The 19,586-nt window shown below is 26.3% G+C and carries 8 protein-coding genes and 1 tRNA gene; all 9 read left to right on the top strand.

The annotated features are described in order from the left end of the window. Nucleotides 1-348 precede the first annotated feature (348 nt). The 9 genes from ARA19_RS12150 (at nt 349) to ARA19_RS12110 (ending at nt 19,576) form a co-directional block, all read left to right on the top strand. Nucleotides 349-434: transfer RNA gene (locus ARA19_RS12150), tRNA-Leu, on the top strand. A 91-nt stretch (nt 435-525) separates the two neighbouring features. Next, on the top strand, nt 526-1,119 hold the full coding sequence (locus tag ARA19_RS12145; protein ID WP_055071232.1) for a hypothetical protein: 594 nt from the start codon (nt 526-528) through the stop codon (nt 1,117-1,119). A 236-nt stretch (nt 1,120-1,355) separates the two neighbouring features. Beyond that, on the top strand, nt 1,356-2,276 hold the full coding sequence (locus ARA19_RS12140; RefSeq protein WP_055071231.1) for a tetratricopeptide repeat protein: 921 nt from the start codon (nt 1,356-1,358) through the stop codon (nt 2,274-2,276). A gap of 434 nt (nt 2,277-2,710) precedes the next feature. Next, complete coding sequence (locus ARA19_RS12135) at nt 2,711-4,657, top strand: sensor histidine kinase (protein WP_055071230.1); 1,947 nt, start codon at nt 2,711-2,713, stop codon at nt 4,655-4,657. 124 nt (nt 4,658-4,781) lie between these two features. Continuing rightward, the gene (locus tag ARA19_RS12130) at nt 4,782-6,707 is read left to right on the top strand and encodes a sensor histidine kinase (protein WP_207643342.1); all 1,926 of its coding nucleotides are present in this window, start codon (nt 4,782-4,784) and stop codon (nt 6,705-6,707) included. A gap of 62 nt (nt 6,708-6,769) precedes the next feature. Next, a complete protein-coding gene (locus ARA19_RS12125; protein ID WP_055071228.1) occupies nt 6,770-7,267 on the top strand; it encodes a TspO/MBR family protein in 498 nt (165 codons plus the stop codon). A 185-nt stretch (nt 7,268-7,452) separates the two neighbouring features. Then, complete coding sequence (locus tag ARA19_RS12120; protein ID WP_055071227.1) at nt 7,453-9,660, top strand: type IA DNA topoisomerase; 2,208 nt, start codon at nt 7,453-7,455, stop codon at nt 9,658-9,660. 274 nt (nt 9,661-9,934) lie between these two features. Beyond that, complete coding sequence (locus ARA19_RS12115) at nt 9,935-11,869, top strand: FUSC family protein (protein ID WP_055071226.1); 1,935 nt, start codon at nt 9,935-9,937, stop codon at nt 11,867-11,869. Between the two features lie 642 nt (nt 11,870-12,511). Then, nucleotides 12,512-19,576 (top strand): hypothetical protein, encoded by a 7,065-nt coding sequence (locus ARA19_RS12110; RefSeq protein WP_055071225.1) that lies wholly within the window; start codon nt 12,512-12,514, stop codon nt 19,574-19,576. Nucleotides 19,577-19,586: the final 10 nt, after the last annotated feature.

The raw sequence follows: 19,586 nt of genomic DNA, 5'->3' as shown, positions 1-19,586 counted from the left end.
ACTTACGTAAAGAAGCTCCAATATTTTTTCTACAACAGTTTCTAAAATTTCCAAACTCACTTCGTTTAAATAATGGAAATTTTTTCACGAAACTATTGTTCAAAAATAAAGAGCTTCTAGCACTAGTTCAATGGTCACAGCATTTTGTACCTATATAACTATCTCGGCAGATGAAAAAATACATTTATAAAAGTAATATAAATTAAGGTGCTAAATTTGATACAGCCCCTTTTTGAATTTTAGTTAGTTATCAGATAAATTTATGAGATAAGAAAATAATTAGAAATTTAGTTTACATTAGTGTTTGAATATGTTACCATAATTATAATAAGGTTTAATTTAATATGTGCAGATGTGGTGGAATGGCAGACACGCTATCTTGAGGGGGTAGTGAGCTTATGCTCGTATGGGTTCAAGTCCCATTATCTGCACCAATGGAGATTCTTTTGCAATTTGTTGTCGAAAGTGTCTCTTTTTTTTATTTTTATCATATAATTAATAAAGTAATATTATCTAGAGGATGAAATGAGTAAAAATTTTGATTATAGTTCTTTAGAAGTTTCGAGGGAACTTGAGGATGAAATGAAAAATGCCGTGAAGATAGGTGAAGGACATAATGGAATAGTTTTTCTACTTAGTCATAATAGAAGTGTTAAGTTTTTTAGAAGACATCAATCATGGATAGATGAAGCTTATATTTTAAAAAGAGTTAGAGGCTCTAGATTTTTTCCTAGAATACATGAGATAGGTGACAATTATATAGTTAGAGATTATGTTGAGGGCCAGAGACTAGATAAATATTTAAAGAATCATAAAATGGATAAAATATTAGCAAGAGAAATTTATGATATGATATGTGAGTTTAATAGATTAAGATTTAAAAGACTTGATATAAGATGCAAAGATTTGTTTTATAACACAGAGACATGTAAGTTAATGGTCATCGATCCAAAGAAAAATTATATAAAGAGAGTAACCTATCCAAGGCACTTAATGAAAGGCTTATGGAAGAGAGGAGTTCTTGAAGAGTTTTTAGAATTAATAAAAGATATAGATAGAGAAAAAGCTATATATTGGAAGTATAAGATAAAGAGATATTTAGTATATAATAAGAAATAATAAAGTACTTAGTAATTAGTGTTATAAATATTTAATTACATTTTTAGATTAGCTTATGATAAAGTAATAAGAGATTAATTTTATGATAAGGATAGATTATTATAAATAAAGGAAGTCAGTTTATTTGAATTATATATAAGTAAGGGCGTAAAACCACGTTCATTATGGACGTGGCTGTAGCCTGCTTATTTAATATAGTATTATTTTAGTTATTACATAGGAAAAGTAGGTATATTATGAAAAAGGAAAGTATTATAAATAATTATATTAAAAAAGGTGAAGAATATCATGATAAGGGAGAACTTATAAAGGCTTTAAATTATTATTTAAGGGCCACAGAGCTTTTAGAAGAAGAGAAGGACATAGACCTTATGATAAATATAGCCTTAGTATATGATGAATTATCTATGATAGAAAAGGCAAAGGAATATTATAAAGCTGCAATAAAAATAGATAATTTAGAGCCAAGAGCTTATTACGGTATGGCTGTTATTTATGATGAGGAAGAAGAATATGAAAAAGCAATAGAATATTATAAAAAGGCAGTTGAGATAAATCCAATTTATGATAGAGGAATATTCTTTTTAGCCAATGCATTAGATATATCTGGAGAGAAGAAAGAAGCAATAAAATACTATGAGAGATTATTAGAATTATGTCCTAATGATTTTTGGGGAATTATGAATCTAGGTTCGATATATGAAGAGCTTAATGAGAATAATAAGGCATATAGACTTTTTCAAAGAGCATTAGAAATTGATAAAAATAATCATAGAGCTTTATTTAATATGGCAGTTATATATAAAAAGCTAAATTTAATAGATAAAAGTAAAATCTTTTATAAAAAGGCTATTGAAAAAGAAAGAGAATACCCTTATAGTTTTTTAAATTTATCTGTAATTTATAAGGAAGAAGGTAACTTAAAAAAAGCTATAGAAGTTATTTCAGAAGGGATAAAAGCAAATAAGGAAAGTGAATTTTTATACTATAACAGGGCTTGTTTTTATGCTTTAAATGGTAATGAAGAAGAGGCCATAGATGATTTAATAGAAGCAATAAAATTATATCCTAATTTTCTTAAACATATATATAAAGATGAGGATTTAAGAGTTATTGTAAACTCACCTGATTTTAAATCAAGATTAGATTCCATATAAATTTTAATATAAATTATTTAAGAGAATGTATCAAATTGCAGATACATCCTCTCTGCCTTTTATCTAGCTATATAGGTTCATCATTTGTGACCACTCACATACGTAAAGAAACTCTAATATTTTTTCTACAACAGTTTCTAAAATTTCCAAACTCACTTTGTTCAAACAGTGGAAATTTTTTCACGAAACTATTGTTCAAAAATAAAGAGCTTCTAGTACTAGTTCAATGGTCACCGCATTTTGTACCTATATAGCTGTCTCGGCAGATGAAAAAAAGTAATATAAATAAAGTGGTTGATTTGATACAACCTCTTTATTTTTTGCTTTAATATTGTATTTTATAAACTAATATGTAAAAAATAAGTCAATAATCCAAAATTTTATTTATAAGGGTTAAATAATATTATAGAATAATCAAGGGGGTGGTGATTTAGTTGCAAGAGGAAAAGGATATTATTTATATAGAAAAAGAGTTTTTTAAAGGAGTTTTATATAAAATATTTATAATGATTTTAATAATACTACCTTTGGCTATATTTAATTTGTTTTTAGGAAAAAAGTTTATAGTAATAGGAAATATAGTATTAATTTTTTCAATAATGCTATTAAGTATGGCAACATTTACTTTTTCGGAAAATAAATTTTTTACTTTAATTAGTGCTTGTTATATAGCAACAGGTATTTTAAAAATTTTGGAGTTTGTAGAAGGAAATAAATTAAAAGATATAATAGGACAAAATATGTTAGAAATATCTAAAGTGACAGAAGCATTTTATGTTTTTATTATAATAAAATATTTAAGAAATTTGTATTTATTTCATAAAGAACAACAGTGTAATAAGAAAATAGATTTATTTATTGTGGCATCATTAATTTTGGTAATTGTATTTAATTTAGTGTTTTACAACAATTATAGTAAATTTCTTTATAGAGTATTAGGTGTAATTATATTTCTTAATATAATATATGATATTTTGATTTTTCCATTGAAAAAAGAAGATAAGATAAATTATTTTATGATAGCATCAATAGGACTATTTGTATCTAACCTTTTTAATTTTATAGAGCTATTTTTAAAAGAACCATTAGTAGTTGCTTTTTTATCAGAGATATTTTGTTTTTTTACATATGTTGTTATATATCTATGTTTAAGTTATAAGCTCTTAAAAAGACCTTCAGAAAATTTATTTACAGAAGTGCATAATAGAAATAAACATCTTATGAAAATAAACGAAGATATAAATATAAAAAATAAAAATTTAGAAAAAATACAAATGAATTTAAGAAATAGAGATGATATATTTAAAAGTATATATAAGAATATACAATTACCTTTGATAATAGTTAAAGAAAATAGAAGAATACTTTATGCAAATGAAAAATTTAAAGAAGTTGTAGGGATAGATAATATAAAAGAAATAATAAATAAGAATATATTTGAATTTATTGATGTTATGAAGATTGGTAACATAATAGGAAAAGATATTAAGGAAAAAAATATAATAGAAAATATTAGATTAAAAAATATAAAAAAAAGTGATTATGTTTATAATATAAGTATTTTAAAAATAGATGAAAATAATATAATATTTCTTTTTTATGATGTAACTGAAGAGAAAAAAGTTGAAGAATTTAAAAATGAATATGAGAAAAAAATATTAGAGGAAAAAATAAAGAATGATTTTTTATCAAATATTTCTCATGATATAAAAACACCTATAAATGTAATTTATAGTGCTATTCAGTTACAAAATGTATTAATAAAAGAAAGTAAAATAGAGGAGTTAAAAAAATATAATAATATAAGTAAAGAAAATATATTGACAATTACAAGATTAGCTAATAACTTAATAGATTCATCTAAATTATCAAATAATTTTTTAAATGCAAATATGAAATTAGTTAATATTGTTGAACTTGTTGAGGATACCTGTCATAAATTTGTTGAGTATATAAAAAATAAAAACTTAAATTTTTATTTTGATACAGAGGAAGAGGAAATTTACATAAAGTGTGATGTAGATTTTATGGAAAGGATAATAATTAATATAATATCCAATTCAATAAAGTATACTACTAAGGGAAAAATAACTGTAGATATATATTTAAAGGGAAATAAAGTATTCATTGAATTTAATGATACTGGAGAAGGTATTAAGACAGAACTATTAAATACAATATTTGAAAAGTATTCTATAGGGAGAGAAGCAACAAGAGAAATTAATAAAAATACAGGGATTGGTTTATATGTTGTTGATAATCTTATGAAACTTCAAAAAGGTAAGGTGAAGTTAACTTCAAATGAGGGAGTAGGAACAACTATCATTCTAGAATTTTTTGTAGAGAGTATTAATGGAGATTTAAATGATGTTATTATATAAAAAAAATAATCAATTGAGTAAGAATAAGTATATTTTAAGATGTGTTATAATTTTTATTTATTTATTAAGTTTAATTTTTTATATTAATAGTGACGAAATTACATATTTTAAAATTATAGATATAATGAATATTGTATTTATAGGAGCTATTATATTAGTAACTAACAATAAATATTCTAAAAATGATAGGCTAGCCTCATATTTAGGAAAGGGCCTAATGATTATAGCTTTAGTATATATAATGAAATACATATTTTTAAATTATATAATGATGATAGAATATAGCTATAATAATGCTACTTTTTTTCAATTATTAGGAATAATATTAGAATTATGTGAAGTAGGTCTTATTACACTAGTTATAAAAAATAAAAATAATAGTGAAGATAGTTTTATAAAAAAAGTATTTTTTATTATTATAGTAATAATAGGAATAATAGGAATAATGATAATAACTATTAATATACCAATAAATATAATCAATGAATATTATGGAAATGAAATTAACTATATACTTAACTTAACATTATATACTTATACTTATTTGGTGATATTTAATAATAGATTATCTATGACTAAATCAAAATGTAGGGCAATATTTTTATTTGTGAATATGATGTTTATTAATGGTTTATTTAGTAGATTTTCTTGTAATATGATTATAAATGGAGCAGCGACTATATATACGGCTATATCTTATGCTTTTACTTATTTTGCTTATTATTTTTTATATGAAGGATTTATAACGAGTTTTTTAGAAAAGTATTATAATGATGTGCATAATTATATTTTAAGGAAAGAAGATGATATAAAACAAAAAAATATAATTTTAAAAAAAAGAACTAATCTTTTAAAGGAACTTAATGATTTGGCTGAGAAGAGTAAAAATTATCATAATCAATTTATAAACTCTATAAATGATTTTATTTGCATTGTTAAGAATGAAAAAGTTGAGTATATAAATGAAAGTGCTTGTAAATTAATAAGTGAAACTTTTGATAAAGTTTATCTTATAAATGAATCAAAAAAGTTTTATAATGATGTAATTTTAAAAGAAGTAAAAAATAACAGTATAAAAAAATCAAAATTCCAATTAAATTTAGTTGATAAATTTGGTGAAGTGCTTGATTTGGAAGTATTTTATCTAAGCTTAACAGGGGATTATAAATTTTTATTAATTAAGAATATAACAGCTGAAAAAAGATTAAAGGAAAAAAGGGAATGTATAAAAAAATATTATGAAGAAGAATATTTAAAAAGAGAATTCTTTTCTAATATATCTCATGAATTAAGAACACCTATAAATGTAATTTTTTCAGCAATTCAATTAAATAATATAAATTTAATTGAGGAGAACTTGGATAAAGTAAGAGAAAATAATATAAAAATAAGACAAAATGCCTTAAGACTTATACGAACTATAAATAATTTTATAGATGTAAATAGAATATCTGATAATTGTTTAAATAGCGAATATGAAATATATAATATAGTAGAATTAGTTGAAACTATATTACATTATAGTAAGGAGTACTTTTACAAAAAACAAATGAACTTTCTATTTGACACAGAGGAGGAAGAAATATTAATTAAAATAGATAGAAATTTTACAGAAAGAGTAATCTTAAATATTTTTTCTAATTGTGTTAAATATGGAAATGTTGGAGGGAATATTTATATTCATATAAAAATAATAGGAGATAATATAGAAATAGATATAGCTAATGATGGCAAATTAATAGAAGAAGAGGAAAAGAATTACATATTTGATAAATTTACAAAAAATAATAAATCTTTCAATAGAAGTAGTGAAGGGAGTGGCTTAGGTCTTTATATAAGTAAATCACTTATGGAACTTCAAGGAGGAAGTTTAGAAATTAAAACTGATGAAAATAATCATAATATATTTATTATTACATTTAAAGGGGAAAGTTGTATTTATGATGATTTGAATTCAAGTTATAAGATCTACAATGATATTTGTATTAATGATTTAATGGAAAAAGTAGATATTGAGTTTTCGGATATATATTATTATAGTTGTAGTTAGACTTTTAGTTGTCATAATATAGTATCGATAGTACATATAAATGCTATTGAGGTGATATTTATATGTTTGGGTTATTTAAAATTAAGGGTGATTTTAATTTTGGGGATTTAATCATAAGTATTGTAATTCATTTAGGGGGAGGTTGGCTTGTTGGAATTATAGTTGGAAACTCTAAGGAATTATACGAGGCTTTAGAAAAGCCAATTTTTAGTCCACCTAGTATTGTGTTTCCTATTGTTTGGAGTATATTATATGTTATGATGGCTATAGCAGCCTATAGAATTTATGAACTAAAGAAAAAGGAAAATGTTAAAGGGGCTTTAGGATTTTATGTTATACAACTAGTTTTAAATTTTCTTTGGTCCATAATATTTTTTAAATTTAGATTATATGGATTAGCATTTATAGAACTTGTAATACTCTTAATTTTTATATTAATTTCTATTTGGAAATTTATTAGAGTTGATAAAATAGCTGGTTATCTGCTTATACCTTATGCACTTTGGTGTACTTTTGCTGGAGTTCTTAACTTTTTTATTTGGATGTTAAATGAAATGTAATTTTGAAATTTTAATTATTTATATTATAATATATAGATGAAGTCTACAATTAATAAGATCTTCTTATGTTGTGGACTTTCTTTTATTTTTGTATAACATTATATTTAATGGATATTATTTATTTAATGGTGATTTTAGTTTTTAGATAATACTAACCAACATGTTTAGAATTAGGAGCTGGTATTTTGAAAAAAGTTATAATAGCAGAAAAACCATCTGTAGCAAAGAATATAGCAGATGCTTTTAAAATAAAAGTTAGGAAAGATGGATATTTTGAAGGGGAAGAGTACATAGTTACATGGGCTTTTGGACATCTTTTACAGCTTTTCGATGCTAAGGATTATGATGAGACAATGAAGGGATGGAGAATGGAAAAGTTTCCTTTTATACCTTCAGAATTTAAATATAAAATAAAGTCTGATAGTCAAAATAGAGCTATAGTAGACAAAGGCTCACAAAAACAATTAAACATAATAAAGGGATTAATTGATAGAGAAGATGTAGAGGCTGTAATATCAGCAACAGACTATGACCGTGAAGGGCAAGTTATTTCTGATGAATTATTTATATATTATGATGTTAAAAAGCCTATTTATAGAATTCTATTAAATGAGTGGACAGAAAATGAAGTTAAGAAAGGTATGGAAAAACTTAAGCTTAACTCAGAAATGAAATCACTTCAAGATGCAGGAATAGGAAGGCAAATAGCTGATTGGATTATAGGAATAAATTTAACTTCAGTAGCTACTTTAAGATATGGTTTTGAAGATAAAAAAATAATAAATATAGGAAGAGTTCTTCTGCCAACTCTTAAAATTATTTATGATAGAGATAAAGAAATAGAAAATTTTAAAGAAAGTAGCTATTATAAGTTAGCTCAGAAATTTAAAAACTTAGAAAATATTGAATTTGAAACATTATATTATGAAGAAAATGAAAAGTTCGAGAAAAAAGAATATTTAGATGAAATAAAAAAATCTATAAAAGGGAAACAAGGAAAAGTTATATTAAAAGAAGTTGAGAAGAAAAGAGAATATCCAGCACCTCTTTTTAATCTTTCAAACTTACAGGGATATATAACAAGTAAATATAAAGGATGGACTTCTGATAAAGTTTTAAAAGTTGCCCAAAGCTTATACGAGAAAAAGTTTATAACATATCCTAGAACGGGAAGTATGGCTCTTGAAGAAAGTTTAGTTGATAGGGCTAGAAATGTTCTAGAAAAAATAAAAGTAGGTCTACCTTATGAAAGTGAAATAAAATTCACTAAAACTAAAAGAGTTTTTGATAATTCAAAGGTTGAGAGCCATAGTGCTATTACTCCTACCTATGTAAAACCAAGTAACTTAAGCCCTGATGAGAGAGCAGTTTATGAGGCTATTAAAAATAGATTTATAATGCAATTTATGCCTGTTGCTGAGTTTGAAGAAACAAAAATAACTATAAAGGTTGATGATGAAAAGGCAAAGGGTGAATTTAGAGCTAAAGGAAGAGTTAGTCTTGTTGAAGGATGGAGAAAGGTAGAAAAAATAGAAACTAAGGATACTATACTTCCACTTGTAAATGAAGGTGAAAGTTTAGATGTAACAGATGGAAAAGTTACTAAAGTTACTAAAAAACCACCAAAGCATCATACAGAAAAAACTCTTTTAAAGGTTATGGAAACCTGTGGAAAGAATTTTAAAAAGAATAAAGTGGAAGATAAACCTGAAGAGGAAGATACAGAAAATGATGATTTAGCAGAGGATAATTCAGAAGAAATGATGAAGGCTATTCTTAGTGGTTTTAGTATAGGAACTCCTGCAACGAGAGCTGAAACAATTAAAAGACTACATGATATAGGATATGTAAAAGCTAAGGGAAAGAGTCTTATATGTACTGACCTTGGTAAAACTATAGTTGAGGTTTTTCCAGCTAAGGAACTTTTAGACCTTGAGTATACAGGAAGGCTTGAAAAGACTTTATCTGATATAGAAAAAGGAATTGTCAGCAAAGAAGAGTTCTTAAACCTTATTTGCAATTTTACAAGAGAATCAGTAGATAAAATAAAAAATGATAGATCGCTTCTTCACAAATTTAAAGTTGAACTTCCAGAAGGAGCAGAGGAAATAGGAAAGTGTCCTATTTGTGGGAATTCAGTTATAGAAGGGATAAAAGGATTTGGATGTATAAACTGGAAAAATGGTTGTAAATATACTATTTGGAAGGATGATAAATATATCGCTTCCTTTGGAAAAACTGTTTCGAAACAAATGGTTGAGCTTCTTTTAAAAAATGGAAAAGTTGGATTTAGAAATTTAAAAAGTAAAAAAGGTAATACCTTTAGTGCTTATTTTAAATATGAACTTAATGAGAAAACAGGTTATTTTAACTGGAAAATAGAATTTATATAAAAAAATGACTATATGAATAAGAAATAAATTTCTGTTCATATAGTTATTTTTATTTTTTATAAATAATTTTATATTAGAAGTGAAAGAAACAAAAGGAAAAAATTTAAATAATATATATAAAGGCTTATTAAATTTATAAAAGAACAGTATAATTGTAAAATATTTATATAATGTTTAATATTTAAAGTTATGGTATTAAAATAAAAACTTGAAAATCTTTTAAAAATAGTGGTATACTCCTCTATGATATTTTTCAAGAAAAGGTGGGGGAGTAATGAAGAAACTTATAATTTGTAAAACATTAATGTTTATAGTGATAATGACATATATTTTTGGCTTTAAGTTTATCTTTGGAAATGAAAATATATTAATTGCTGTTATGTCCATTACTGGATTGCTCATGTTTATGGGACAAGATTTAACTGGTGAACCCTTGAAAAATACCTTAGTACTTATATTATTTTATGTAATGATAGGAATGGGAACATTTATAGCTTCAAGGAATATTTGGGTTGCTATACCTGTAAACTTTATAATTATATTTGTAATTAGTTATACCTTTGGTCATGTTTTGAAAGGACCTATGTATATTCCTTTTTCTTTTTTATATTTATTTTTAGTAGCCTATCCAGTTTCAATTGATCAAATGCCTCTTAGAATTGTAGCACTAATAGTTGGTGCCTCTAGTATAATGTTACCACAATTTATAATTAATAAAAATAAAGTGGGGATTTCTAGTAAAAAAATATTTGAAAGTTTATTTGATACTCTTTTACAAAAGATAGATTTGATAAAAGAGAGTAATTCTGTAGATGAAGTTAATATTAAAATAAATAGTATGTTAAAAAAGCTAAAAAATATTATTTATGATAAAAAAGAAAAAAGATTTTACATTTCAGAAGAAGGAAGAGTAAGTTTAGATGTTTTAGTTTCCATAGAAAAACTCAGCATATTAATAGAAGGATATAAAGATGATAAAAAAAATGAAATTTTAGATGAAATAAAAAAATTTATAGAGATATTAAAAAGTAAAGATAATAAAGAAACTATTATTTCTTATATGAATGAGTTAGAAGTAAAGTATTGTGATGTTACTGATAAAAATGCAATAGAAATTTTAACATCAATGACAATAATATCTCTTATAATAAAAAATTCAAATAAAAATATTAAAGAAGAATTTAAAAATATAAAAAGGAATTTAAAAAATGATGTATATGGACTTAAAAATATTAAATTTGATTCCATAAGATTAACTTATTCTTTATGTATTACTGTTGAAGTTGTAATTGCTTGTTTTATAATGGAGTATTTTCACTTAGACCAAGGACGATGGATAATGTATACTGTTTTATCTCTTACAAGTCCTTTACTTGAAATAACAAAATCAAAAGCAAAGGATAGAATAATAGCAACGATAATAGGAGCAATTTTTATATCAGTAACATTTGTTATTTTTAGAAGTACTTTAATAAGAAGTCTTATAATTATGGGAGCTGGATATGCAAATATGTATTGCGAAACTTATAGACAAAAGATAATAACAGTAACAATTTCTGCAATAGGGGCTGCATCTTTAGTTGGAGGATATGTTGTAGGAGATAATTTGATAAAAGCTACTCCTATTATTTTAAGTGTTGAAAGAGTTATTTTTATTCTTATAGGTGCAATCATTGCTATTTTTATAAATACATTTTTATTTGAGTATGATGTTAAAAAAGCCAATAAATATCTTGCTAAAATATCAGAGGCATTAGTTGAAGATTTAGTTCAAAATTTAGATATAATTTTAGAAAAACACAACACTACAGATTATATGAATAATATTTATCTTTTAAATTCTCAAATTGAGCAGACTATAAAAATGAATGAAGGTTTAAATTTCAATAAGAATGAAGATGAATATAAATATGAAGATGAAGAGTATAACAAACTTTGTGAAATAAAACAAAAAATAATAACTAATGTTTATGAATTTCAAAATCTTATGGATAGTGCAAATTTTTCAGAAAATGAGATAAATAAAATAAAAAAATTAATAGTAAAAATAAAAAATAAAGAGATATCTTTACAAGAACTATTATATGATGTAGAAAATGAATACTTAAGTAATGAAAGCATTGAAAATAAAATGATAAATAATTTTATATTTAATATAAAAAAGAATTTAGTAGATATGCAGCAATATTATGATAGGACAACAATTTAATAAAAATTTTCATATATATTTGATAAAAAAATTTACTTTATTTAGAATTTTTGGGGAAGGGTATTGTTATACAATTAAAATCTTAATAATATGTTATAAATAAATTAAAATATTTTACAAACTATATATATAATTGTATAATTATATATAGAAAAAGATAATTTGGATATAGAAAATTCCTATAAAGAAAAGTGGAATGGATATTTTCGCTTATTTAATTTTTATTATAAAAAAGAATAAAGTACCATAGTGATGATTGCTTACTGAAACAAATTTAAATATTTATATAAATTTAATATACTTGATTTAATTATTAAAATACTAAAGAAAATTAATTAAAATAAATATTAATTTAATAAAAATATTTTTGGTTAAATATAGTAATATGTACCGATGACATACTATATTTAATCAAAGCTATTTTATAAATTAGAAAATTGTTAAGTAGTTATTAATTGAAAATAGCAGTATGTGTAATTTGTAAAGTATACTAAAATGGTAGAGTTAAAATAATTGTTAAGTAATAAAAGATGAAGTTATATTTAAATGTATATTTATGTAATTACATATAGTAAAAAATAATATAAGTGAATTAGAATTCATTTATAAAGCAAAAGAATAAATATAAGGAGAATGAACAAAATGGTGAAAAAGAAAATTCAGACCATATTAGCAATGTCGGCTATGGTAGGTACAGTGACATTAATGACACAACATACAGTAAAAACACAAAATAATGTAATGTTAGAAAATAAGTCAAATCCTGATTTTATAAACAAAATTACAGGGGGAAAGACTTTACCAAATATAACTCATACTGCTAATTTTACAGCTATTAATACAGGTACAAATTCTATTTCAAATGGTTCATCAATAGATTATTCAAAGGATTTACAGATAGATGTAACAAATGTAAAAATGTCTAAAATATCAACAGGATCAAATACTGATAATACAAGTTATCAACCAGAAAATAATGTACCATCAACAGGGGATATAGCAACAAGTGGAACTATAGTTAACTACCAAATATCAGTATCTTTAAGAAGTAGAACTGGACAATTATATCCTGTAAGCAGTGCATCATTATCAGCTAATCCTATAGTATCATATATGGGAATTAAAAATGAAACTCCACAGGAAAAGGCTGCTTTAGCCCAATTGCAACAATCAATACAAGTACAATTAGGGAAATTAAAGAACTTAAATAGTACATCAACCTTTGTTATAACTGCATCATTCCAATTAAATGAAGCTGATTGGAATGCAAAGGTACTTCCAAATATAACTTTAAATTTAACTACGCCAAGTGGCAAAACTATTCAAGTTCCAATTAAGGTAAATCCTATAAAGGAAACCATGCAGTATACAGATAATGTAATTGCGACTCCTAGTTTAGTACCAGATAGTAGTGATAAAAATACTCATTATATGAGTATTAATATAAATAATCAAGTAACACCTTATTCTCCAGGAGTTTATAGCCCAAAAAATCAAAATGTTAAAACAGTAACATTTAATATAAATAATCCAGATCCTAAGGAAATAACAATAACACCATTAAATATACCTGGATTAATTAAGAATTCTAATGGAACATATACTGTATCAGCTAATTTATTAAATACAAGTAAAAATTTATTTAAAATTACAACAAATACAGATAACCAATTAAGAGTTCCTATAACAGTAACACCAGTAAAAGAAGAACTAGAAAGTTCATCAAGCAATATTAATTCTTCTGAAGCTACAAAAATGAATTACTATGGTGGACAAGTTATATTAAAGCAACGTAATTTTGGTGAACATTTTTCAATGACACAAACATCACAAACATCATATTCAACTCAATCAAATGATATGGGATATAATGATAATTTAGTAAGCTTTGGATCAACAATGACTACAGGTGTTCCGGGTAAATATAATGTATATACAGGATCATTAATTACAAATGGACAAATAGTAGTAAAAGATGCTAATGCACCACAAGGAGTAAATTTAATTAATAATGGACAAGTTTATTGTCATTTAGATGATAATGCAGTTAATATATTAAAAAGTGGTACACCAGCTCAGAAAGCACAGATAATGGAAGATATAGTAGCAGGTAATATGAATGGTATAGGTGTTAAATATACAGCTTCAGAATTACAAACTTTAATGAATGAAGGTAAGACAGTACCATCATTAAACTTTACTTATGTTGAAAAAGGATATGATGGTTCTAATTTTAGTGATGGTTCAAGTTATATAACAGCACCATTAAAAGGTAGTGGAACGCCAGTTATATCAAGAACAATAACATTTGGTGATTTAACAGGAAGTTATTCAGAGTCAGACCAAAAAAAGATGAGCGATGCATTAAAGAATGGACAATTGCTAAGTGATGGAGTGATAGATAATAATGGTAAATTAAAAGGATTTATTTTAACTCCTCCAAATTCATATACAGATGAAGATGTAGCAAATAATCATATCAGCCAGATAACAGATGAAAGATATGGAGATTATTCACATGGATTGTCAGCAGCTACTAATAGTGGCGAAGCTGAAATAGGTGTAACTGTAGACAATATAGGTGCTTCTACAGCAAGTACAGTAACTACAACACAATATTCATGGTTCTTAAAACCTCATGAATTTTCAGTTAATATACAAGGATATGGTACGGGACCTTCATTAATGCTTAATAACACAACTATAACAGTTGATATGGGGCACTCATTTAAATTAATCGATAAAACTCCAATATTTTTTGGTTCAGTAAAATTAGGTCCAAATAATTATAAAGTTGAAGGAAATAAGATTATATTCCATATAACAAAAGCTGAAGCACAGTCATTAAGTTCAGCACCAGATATAACATATGAGGCACAATATACAAACCCATCAGATATAAATAATATAAACTTAGGAGCTTCATTAAGTGGGGCAAATAAGAGTGATGGTATGGAATATCAGTATAATAATACTACAGTACCAGTACAAGAAGGTGGTATGCCTACTATAAATAGTTATAATACAAAGATAGTTGTATCAAAAACAATATCAAATGATTGTATTCATAATGCTACAACTTTACCAGGTGGAAGTGTTAAGTTACAAGATATTGTTGTAAATAATAATGAGATGACTAAGACTTATTATATAGCAGGAGAAATTCCAACAACAGGTTCTAATAATTTACCTGGAAATGATGGAGAGCCGAGTACTGGAGGATTAAGTACTGAACTTCAAACATTAAATACAGGAGGAGCACCAACTTGGATATTGCCTAAATCAGCAATGAATGCTGAAAATGAAAAGATACTTACAAGTCCTAATGGCAATGATTTAAAAGATGCATTAAAATATGTAGAAAGTCCAGGTAGTGGCTGGGTTAAATATACACCTGGAATGAATTTAAGTAATGTAATAGGATATTTTACAACACCTACTGTTCAATCTAGAGGAGAATTTAACATGACCTATAATGTTAAATTAAAGCAAGGTCCAAATACAGATGGTCTACCAGAAGTTGTTAACTCAGCATATAAATATTATGATGCAACAGATAATATTGGTTCAACTAGTAATATAGTTAATATAACACCACCAGGAACAAATCTTTCAAATAGTTGGATTTCAACTGTTAAGGAAGTTGATGGAGGAACATTAACTCAAGATGACTTAAATAAAACTATAACTGTAGATGGTAAAACAGTTACATTAAAAGATCTTATAGGAAATGGTCCAGATATAGATGAAAACTATGATAATACACCAACTAAATTGATGAATGAGGTAACATTATCACAGGATAAAGAAGCATTGGCTAAGTTAGGCTATCAATTAGTGAATATAACAGTTAATGGGAAAGTTAGAGATTTAAGTTGGTTTGAAAATACAGGAATAATGGATAATACAGGATTAACAGAAGTTGTATTTAACATAAAGAAAATAAAATCTGTTACATCAGTAGTTTCAAAGGCAACTACAACAGTTACAGAAAATTATAGTAATGGAAAACCAGTTGTACCATCAGTGATAACAACAAATGATATTGGTTCAAAGGTAAATACAGGATTACCTAAATTACCAGAAGGATATCAAGTAACAAAAGTTACAGTTAATGGAAAAGCGGTTCCACAAAGTGAAGTACCAACAACACAATCAAAAGATAATCAAACAATTGTTTATACAATAGGAAAGATTCCTACATATACAGATACAGTTAAGGTGGTGGATTCAACTGGAAAACAAATAGGTGAGACAGAGACAGCTACAGGTATTACAGGAAAGAATACAGGATTAAAAGTTCCAATAATACCAAATGGTTATAAGATTATTAGTATAACAAATAGTAAAGGTGAAAGTGTTAATGGAGTTCCAAGTATTTTTGGAGATAGTGATCAGAATATAATTTATACTATAGGAAAAATAATCAACGATAAAGTTGAGGTAGTAGAGCATACATCAAGTGGTGATAAGGTAATAAGCACACAAACAGTTTCAGGTGTTACAGGAGAAAAAACTAATCTTAAAACACCTACTATACCAGAGGGATATCACGTAGAAAATATAACAGTTAATAATGTAAATAAAGGTAATACTGTTAAGTTACCTAATACATTTGGAGATAGTGATCAAACAATAATATATAATATTTACCCTAATATAAAGGATAAAACATATGTTACAGTACAAACAACTAAAGGAGATATATTAATACCTTCAAAGGAAATAGGTAGTGGAGTACCTGGAGAAAAAGAAGATGTAGTTATACCTAATATTCCTCAAGGATATAAAGTAGTTAAAGTTACAGTTAATAATACAGAAGTAACTCCAAGTAAAGATAATAAATACGAAGTTACTAATAATATTGATAAGAACAACGAAGTAGATAATCATATTGTTATAACAGTTGAACATGAGCCTGTACAGGATACAATAAAAGTAGTTGAAGGAGATAAAGCAATTTCAACAACTACAACTAAATCAGGAATGCCTGGAGATAAGGTTGAGATAACAAATCTAAATATCCCTAAGGGTTATCATGTAGAAAGTATAACAGTTGATGGTAAGACTGTAAGTAAAGTTCCAGCTACTTATGGAAATAGTAATCAAACAATAGTTTACAATATAACTCAAAATAAAAATAATGATATACAAGCAGATGTTGTTACAGAGTCTGGTAAAGTGCTAGTAAATAATACTATTGTTGCTAAAGGACCAGAAGGAAGCGATGTTACTTGTGATAAAACAGAAATTCCAGAGGGATACCATTTAGATAAAGTTTTATACAATGGAAAGGTTATATCATCAGTAACTGGAGGTAAAGTAATATGTATATTACCAGATACAATACCAACAGGAAAGGAAGGGCAAATTACCTACGTAGTATCACCTAATACATCAACAGTTAATGTTCAAGTTACAGATGGAACTCAAACATTCTCAAACCATACAACAACAGGGGATGTAGGAAGTAATATAACAGGTAATACACCAACAATACCAGAAGGTTATCATGTTACAAATATAACAGTAAATGGACATGTTACTTCAGAAAAAGATTTACCAAAAGTTTATGGTAATAAAAATACAACAATAATATATCATGTAACTAAAATACCAACAGGAGATATACAACAAACAGTTGTTACAACAGATGGTACAGTTATAGAGAAACCTACTACAATTGCAAGTGGTGATATAGGAAGTAAAGTTACTATTAAACCATATACACCACCAAAAGGTTATCACATAGTAAAAGTGGAAATTGACGGAAAAGAATTGACATCACAGGAGGAAAAAGATTTGATACACAATTTACCAAGTAGTATTAATTCACCAAAGACAGAAATAGTTAAATATGTTATAGCAAAAGATACAAGACCTAGTACTACAGAAAAAGGAACTATAACAGTTTATATTGAAAATCAACAAGGTAATGTAATACCAGGTACAGAGAAGACATATACAGGAGTTGTAGGAAGCAATACACCAGATATGGTTCCTACTATACCAGCAGGAGATACTTTCAATGGTATAACAAAAGGTCAAGTTACACCAGTAAGTGGATTACCAAAAACATTCTCACAAGGAAGTCAAGTGTATATCTATCACGTTATAAGTCATAAAGGAAAATTAACTTATACTGTAGAAATAAATGGTAAATCAATAAAGAGTGAGACTTTAACAGGTACAGATGGAGATACAGCTAGTTATAATTTACCACATAATAAAAATCTTAAATTAACTAATATTATTGTTAATGGTAAAGAAATTCCAGTAGAAGGAAATTCAGATTATCATGGAAAGTTTACAACTGATGGTACTCAGGTTATATATAAATATGAAAGAATTACACCATCAACAAGTGGAAATGTAAATCATAATGGAGGAAATACAACACCATCACAAAGTGGGGATAAAGGAAATACTTCAAATAAAGGAGACAATACTCCAAGCAAGGGTGGAAACACAACACCAAGTCATGATAGTGGAGATAATACACCTTCAAAACCAAACAAAGGTGATAATACTCAAAATAAAGGAGACAATACTCCAAGTGGAAATGTAAATCATAATGGAGGAAATACAACACCATCACAAAGTGGGGATAAAGGAAATACTCCAAATAAAGGAGATAACACTCCAAGTAAGGGTGGAAACACAACACCAACTCATGATAGTGGAGATAATACACCTTCAAAACCAAATAAAGGTGACAATACTCCAAGTGGAAATGTAAATCATAATGGAGGAAATACAACACCATCACAAAGTGGGGATAAAGGAAATACTTCAAATAAAGGAGATAACACTCCAAGTAAGGGTGGAAACACAACACCAACTCATGATAGTGGAGATAATACACCTTTAAAACCAAACAAAGGTGATAATACTCAAAATAAAGGAGACAATACTCCAAGCAAGGGTGGAAACACAACACCAAGTCATGATAATGGAGATAATACACCTTCAAAACCAAACAAAGGTGATAATACTCAAAATAAAGGTGACAATACTCAAAATAAAGGTGACAATACTCCAAGTGGAAATGTAAATCATAATGGAGGAAATACAACACCATCACAAAGTGGGGATAAAGGAAATACTTCAAATAAAGGAGATAACACTCCAAGCAAGGGTGGAAACACAATACCAAGTCATGATAATGGAGATAATACACCTTCAAAACCAAACAAAGGTAATAATACTCCAAGTGGTAACAAAGATACAAATAATGGTGGATCAACTAAGACATCAACTTCAACTCATACTGAAGTAACAGGTGGAAGAGAAGCTCATTCAACAGGAACTGCATCAAATACAGTACCTAATGTTGTAAGTGGTGGAAATAATGGAAATACTGTAACTCCACATGTTGTAGTAAATACTACAGGTTCAAATGGAATCACACCAACAGTATCAAATAGTACAAGCTCAAATGGAGTAGTATCTAATAATACAACAACTTCAAATGGAAATGACACAACACCATTTAATAGTTCAAGTGTAAGTAGTTCAGCAGGTTCAACTTATACTGATAATAATTTAGTGAACGGACCTAATGAAGATAATAGTACAGCACAAACTGTATTACCTCATACAGGATTAAGTACACAAGGTGTTGAAAATACAGCAGAACAAGCTGGAGTACTTGCAGGTATAATGGCAATGTTAGGCGGAGCATTCTTCTTTAGAAGAAAAAAATAATAAATAATTA

Origin of the sequence: Clostridium massiliamazoniense (assembly GCF_001403635.1) — a bacterium.
GTDB lineage: Bacteria > Bacillota > Clostridia > Clostridiales > Clostridiaceae > Sarcina > Sarcina massiliamazoniense.
This window is presented reverse-complemented; position numbering and strand designations above follow the sequence as displayed.

Excerpts from the sequence above, each read along its gene's own strand:
- ARA19_RS12145 (WP_055071232.1), top strand. The coding sequence starts at position 526 with ATGAGTAAAAATTTTGATTATAGTTCTTTAGAAGTTTCGAGGGAACTT.
- ARA19_RS12115 (WP_055071226.1), top strand. The coding sequence starts at position 9,935 with ATGAAGAAACTTATAATTTGTAAAACATTAATGTTTATAGTGATAATG.
- ARA19_RS12125 (WP_055071228.1), top strand. The coding sequence starts at position 6,770 with ATGTTTGGGTTATTTAAAATTAAGGGTGATTTTAATTTTGGGGATTTA.
- ARA19_RS12110 (WP_055071225.1), top strand. The coding sequence starts at position 12,512 with ATGGTGAAAAAGAAAATTCAGACCATATTAGCAATGTCGGCTATGGTA.
- ARA19_RS12140 (WP_055071231.1), top strand. The coding sequence starts at position 1,356 with ATGAAAAAGGAAAGTATTATAAATAATTATATTAAAAAAGGTGAAGAA.
- ARA19_RS12130 (WP_207643342.1), top strand. The coding sequence starts at position 4,782 with ATGAATATTGTATTTATAGGAGCTATTATATTAGTAACTAACAATAAA.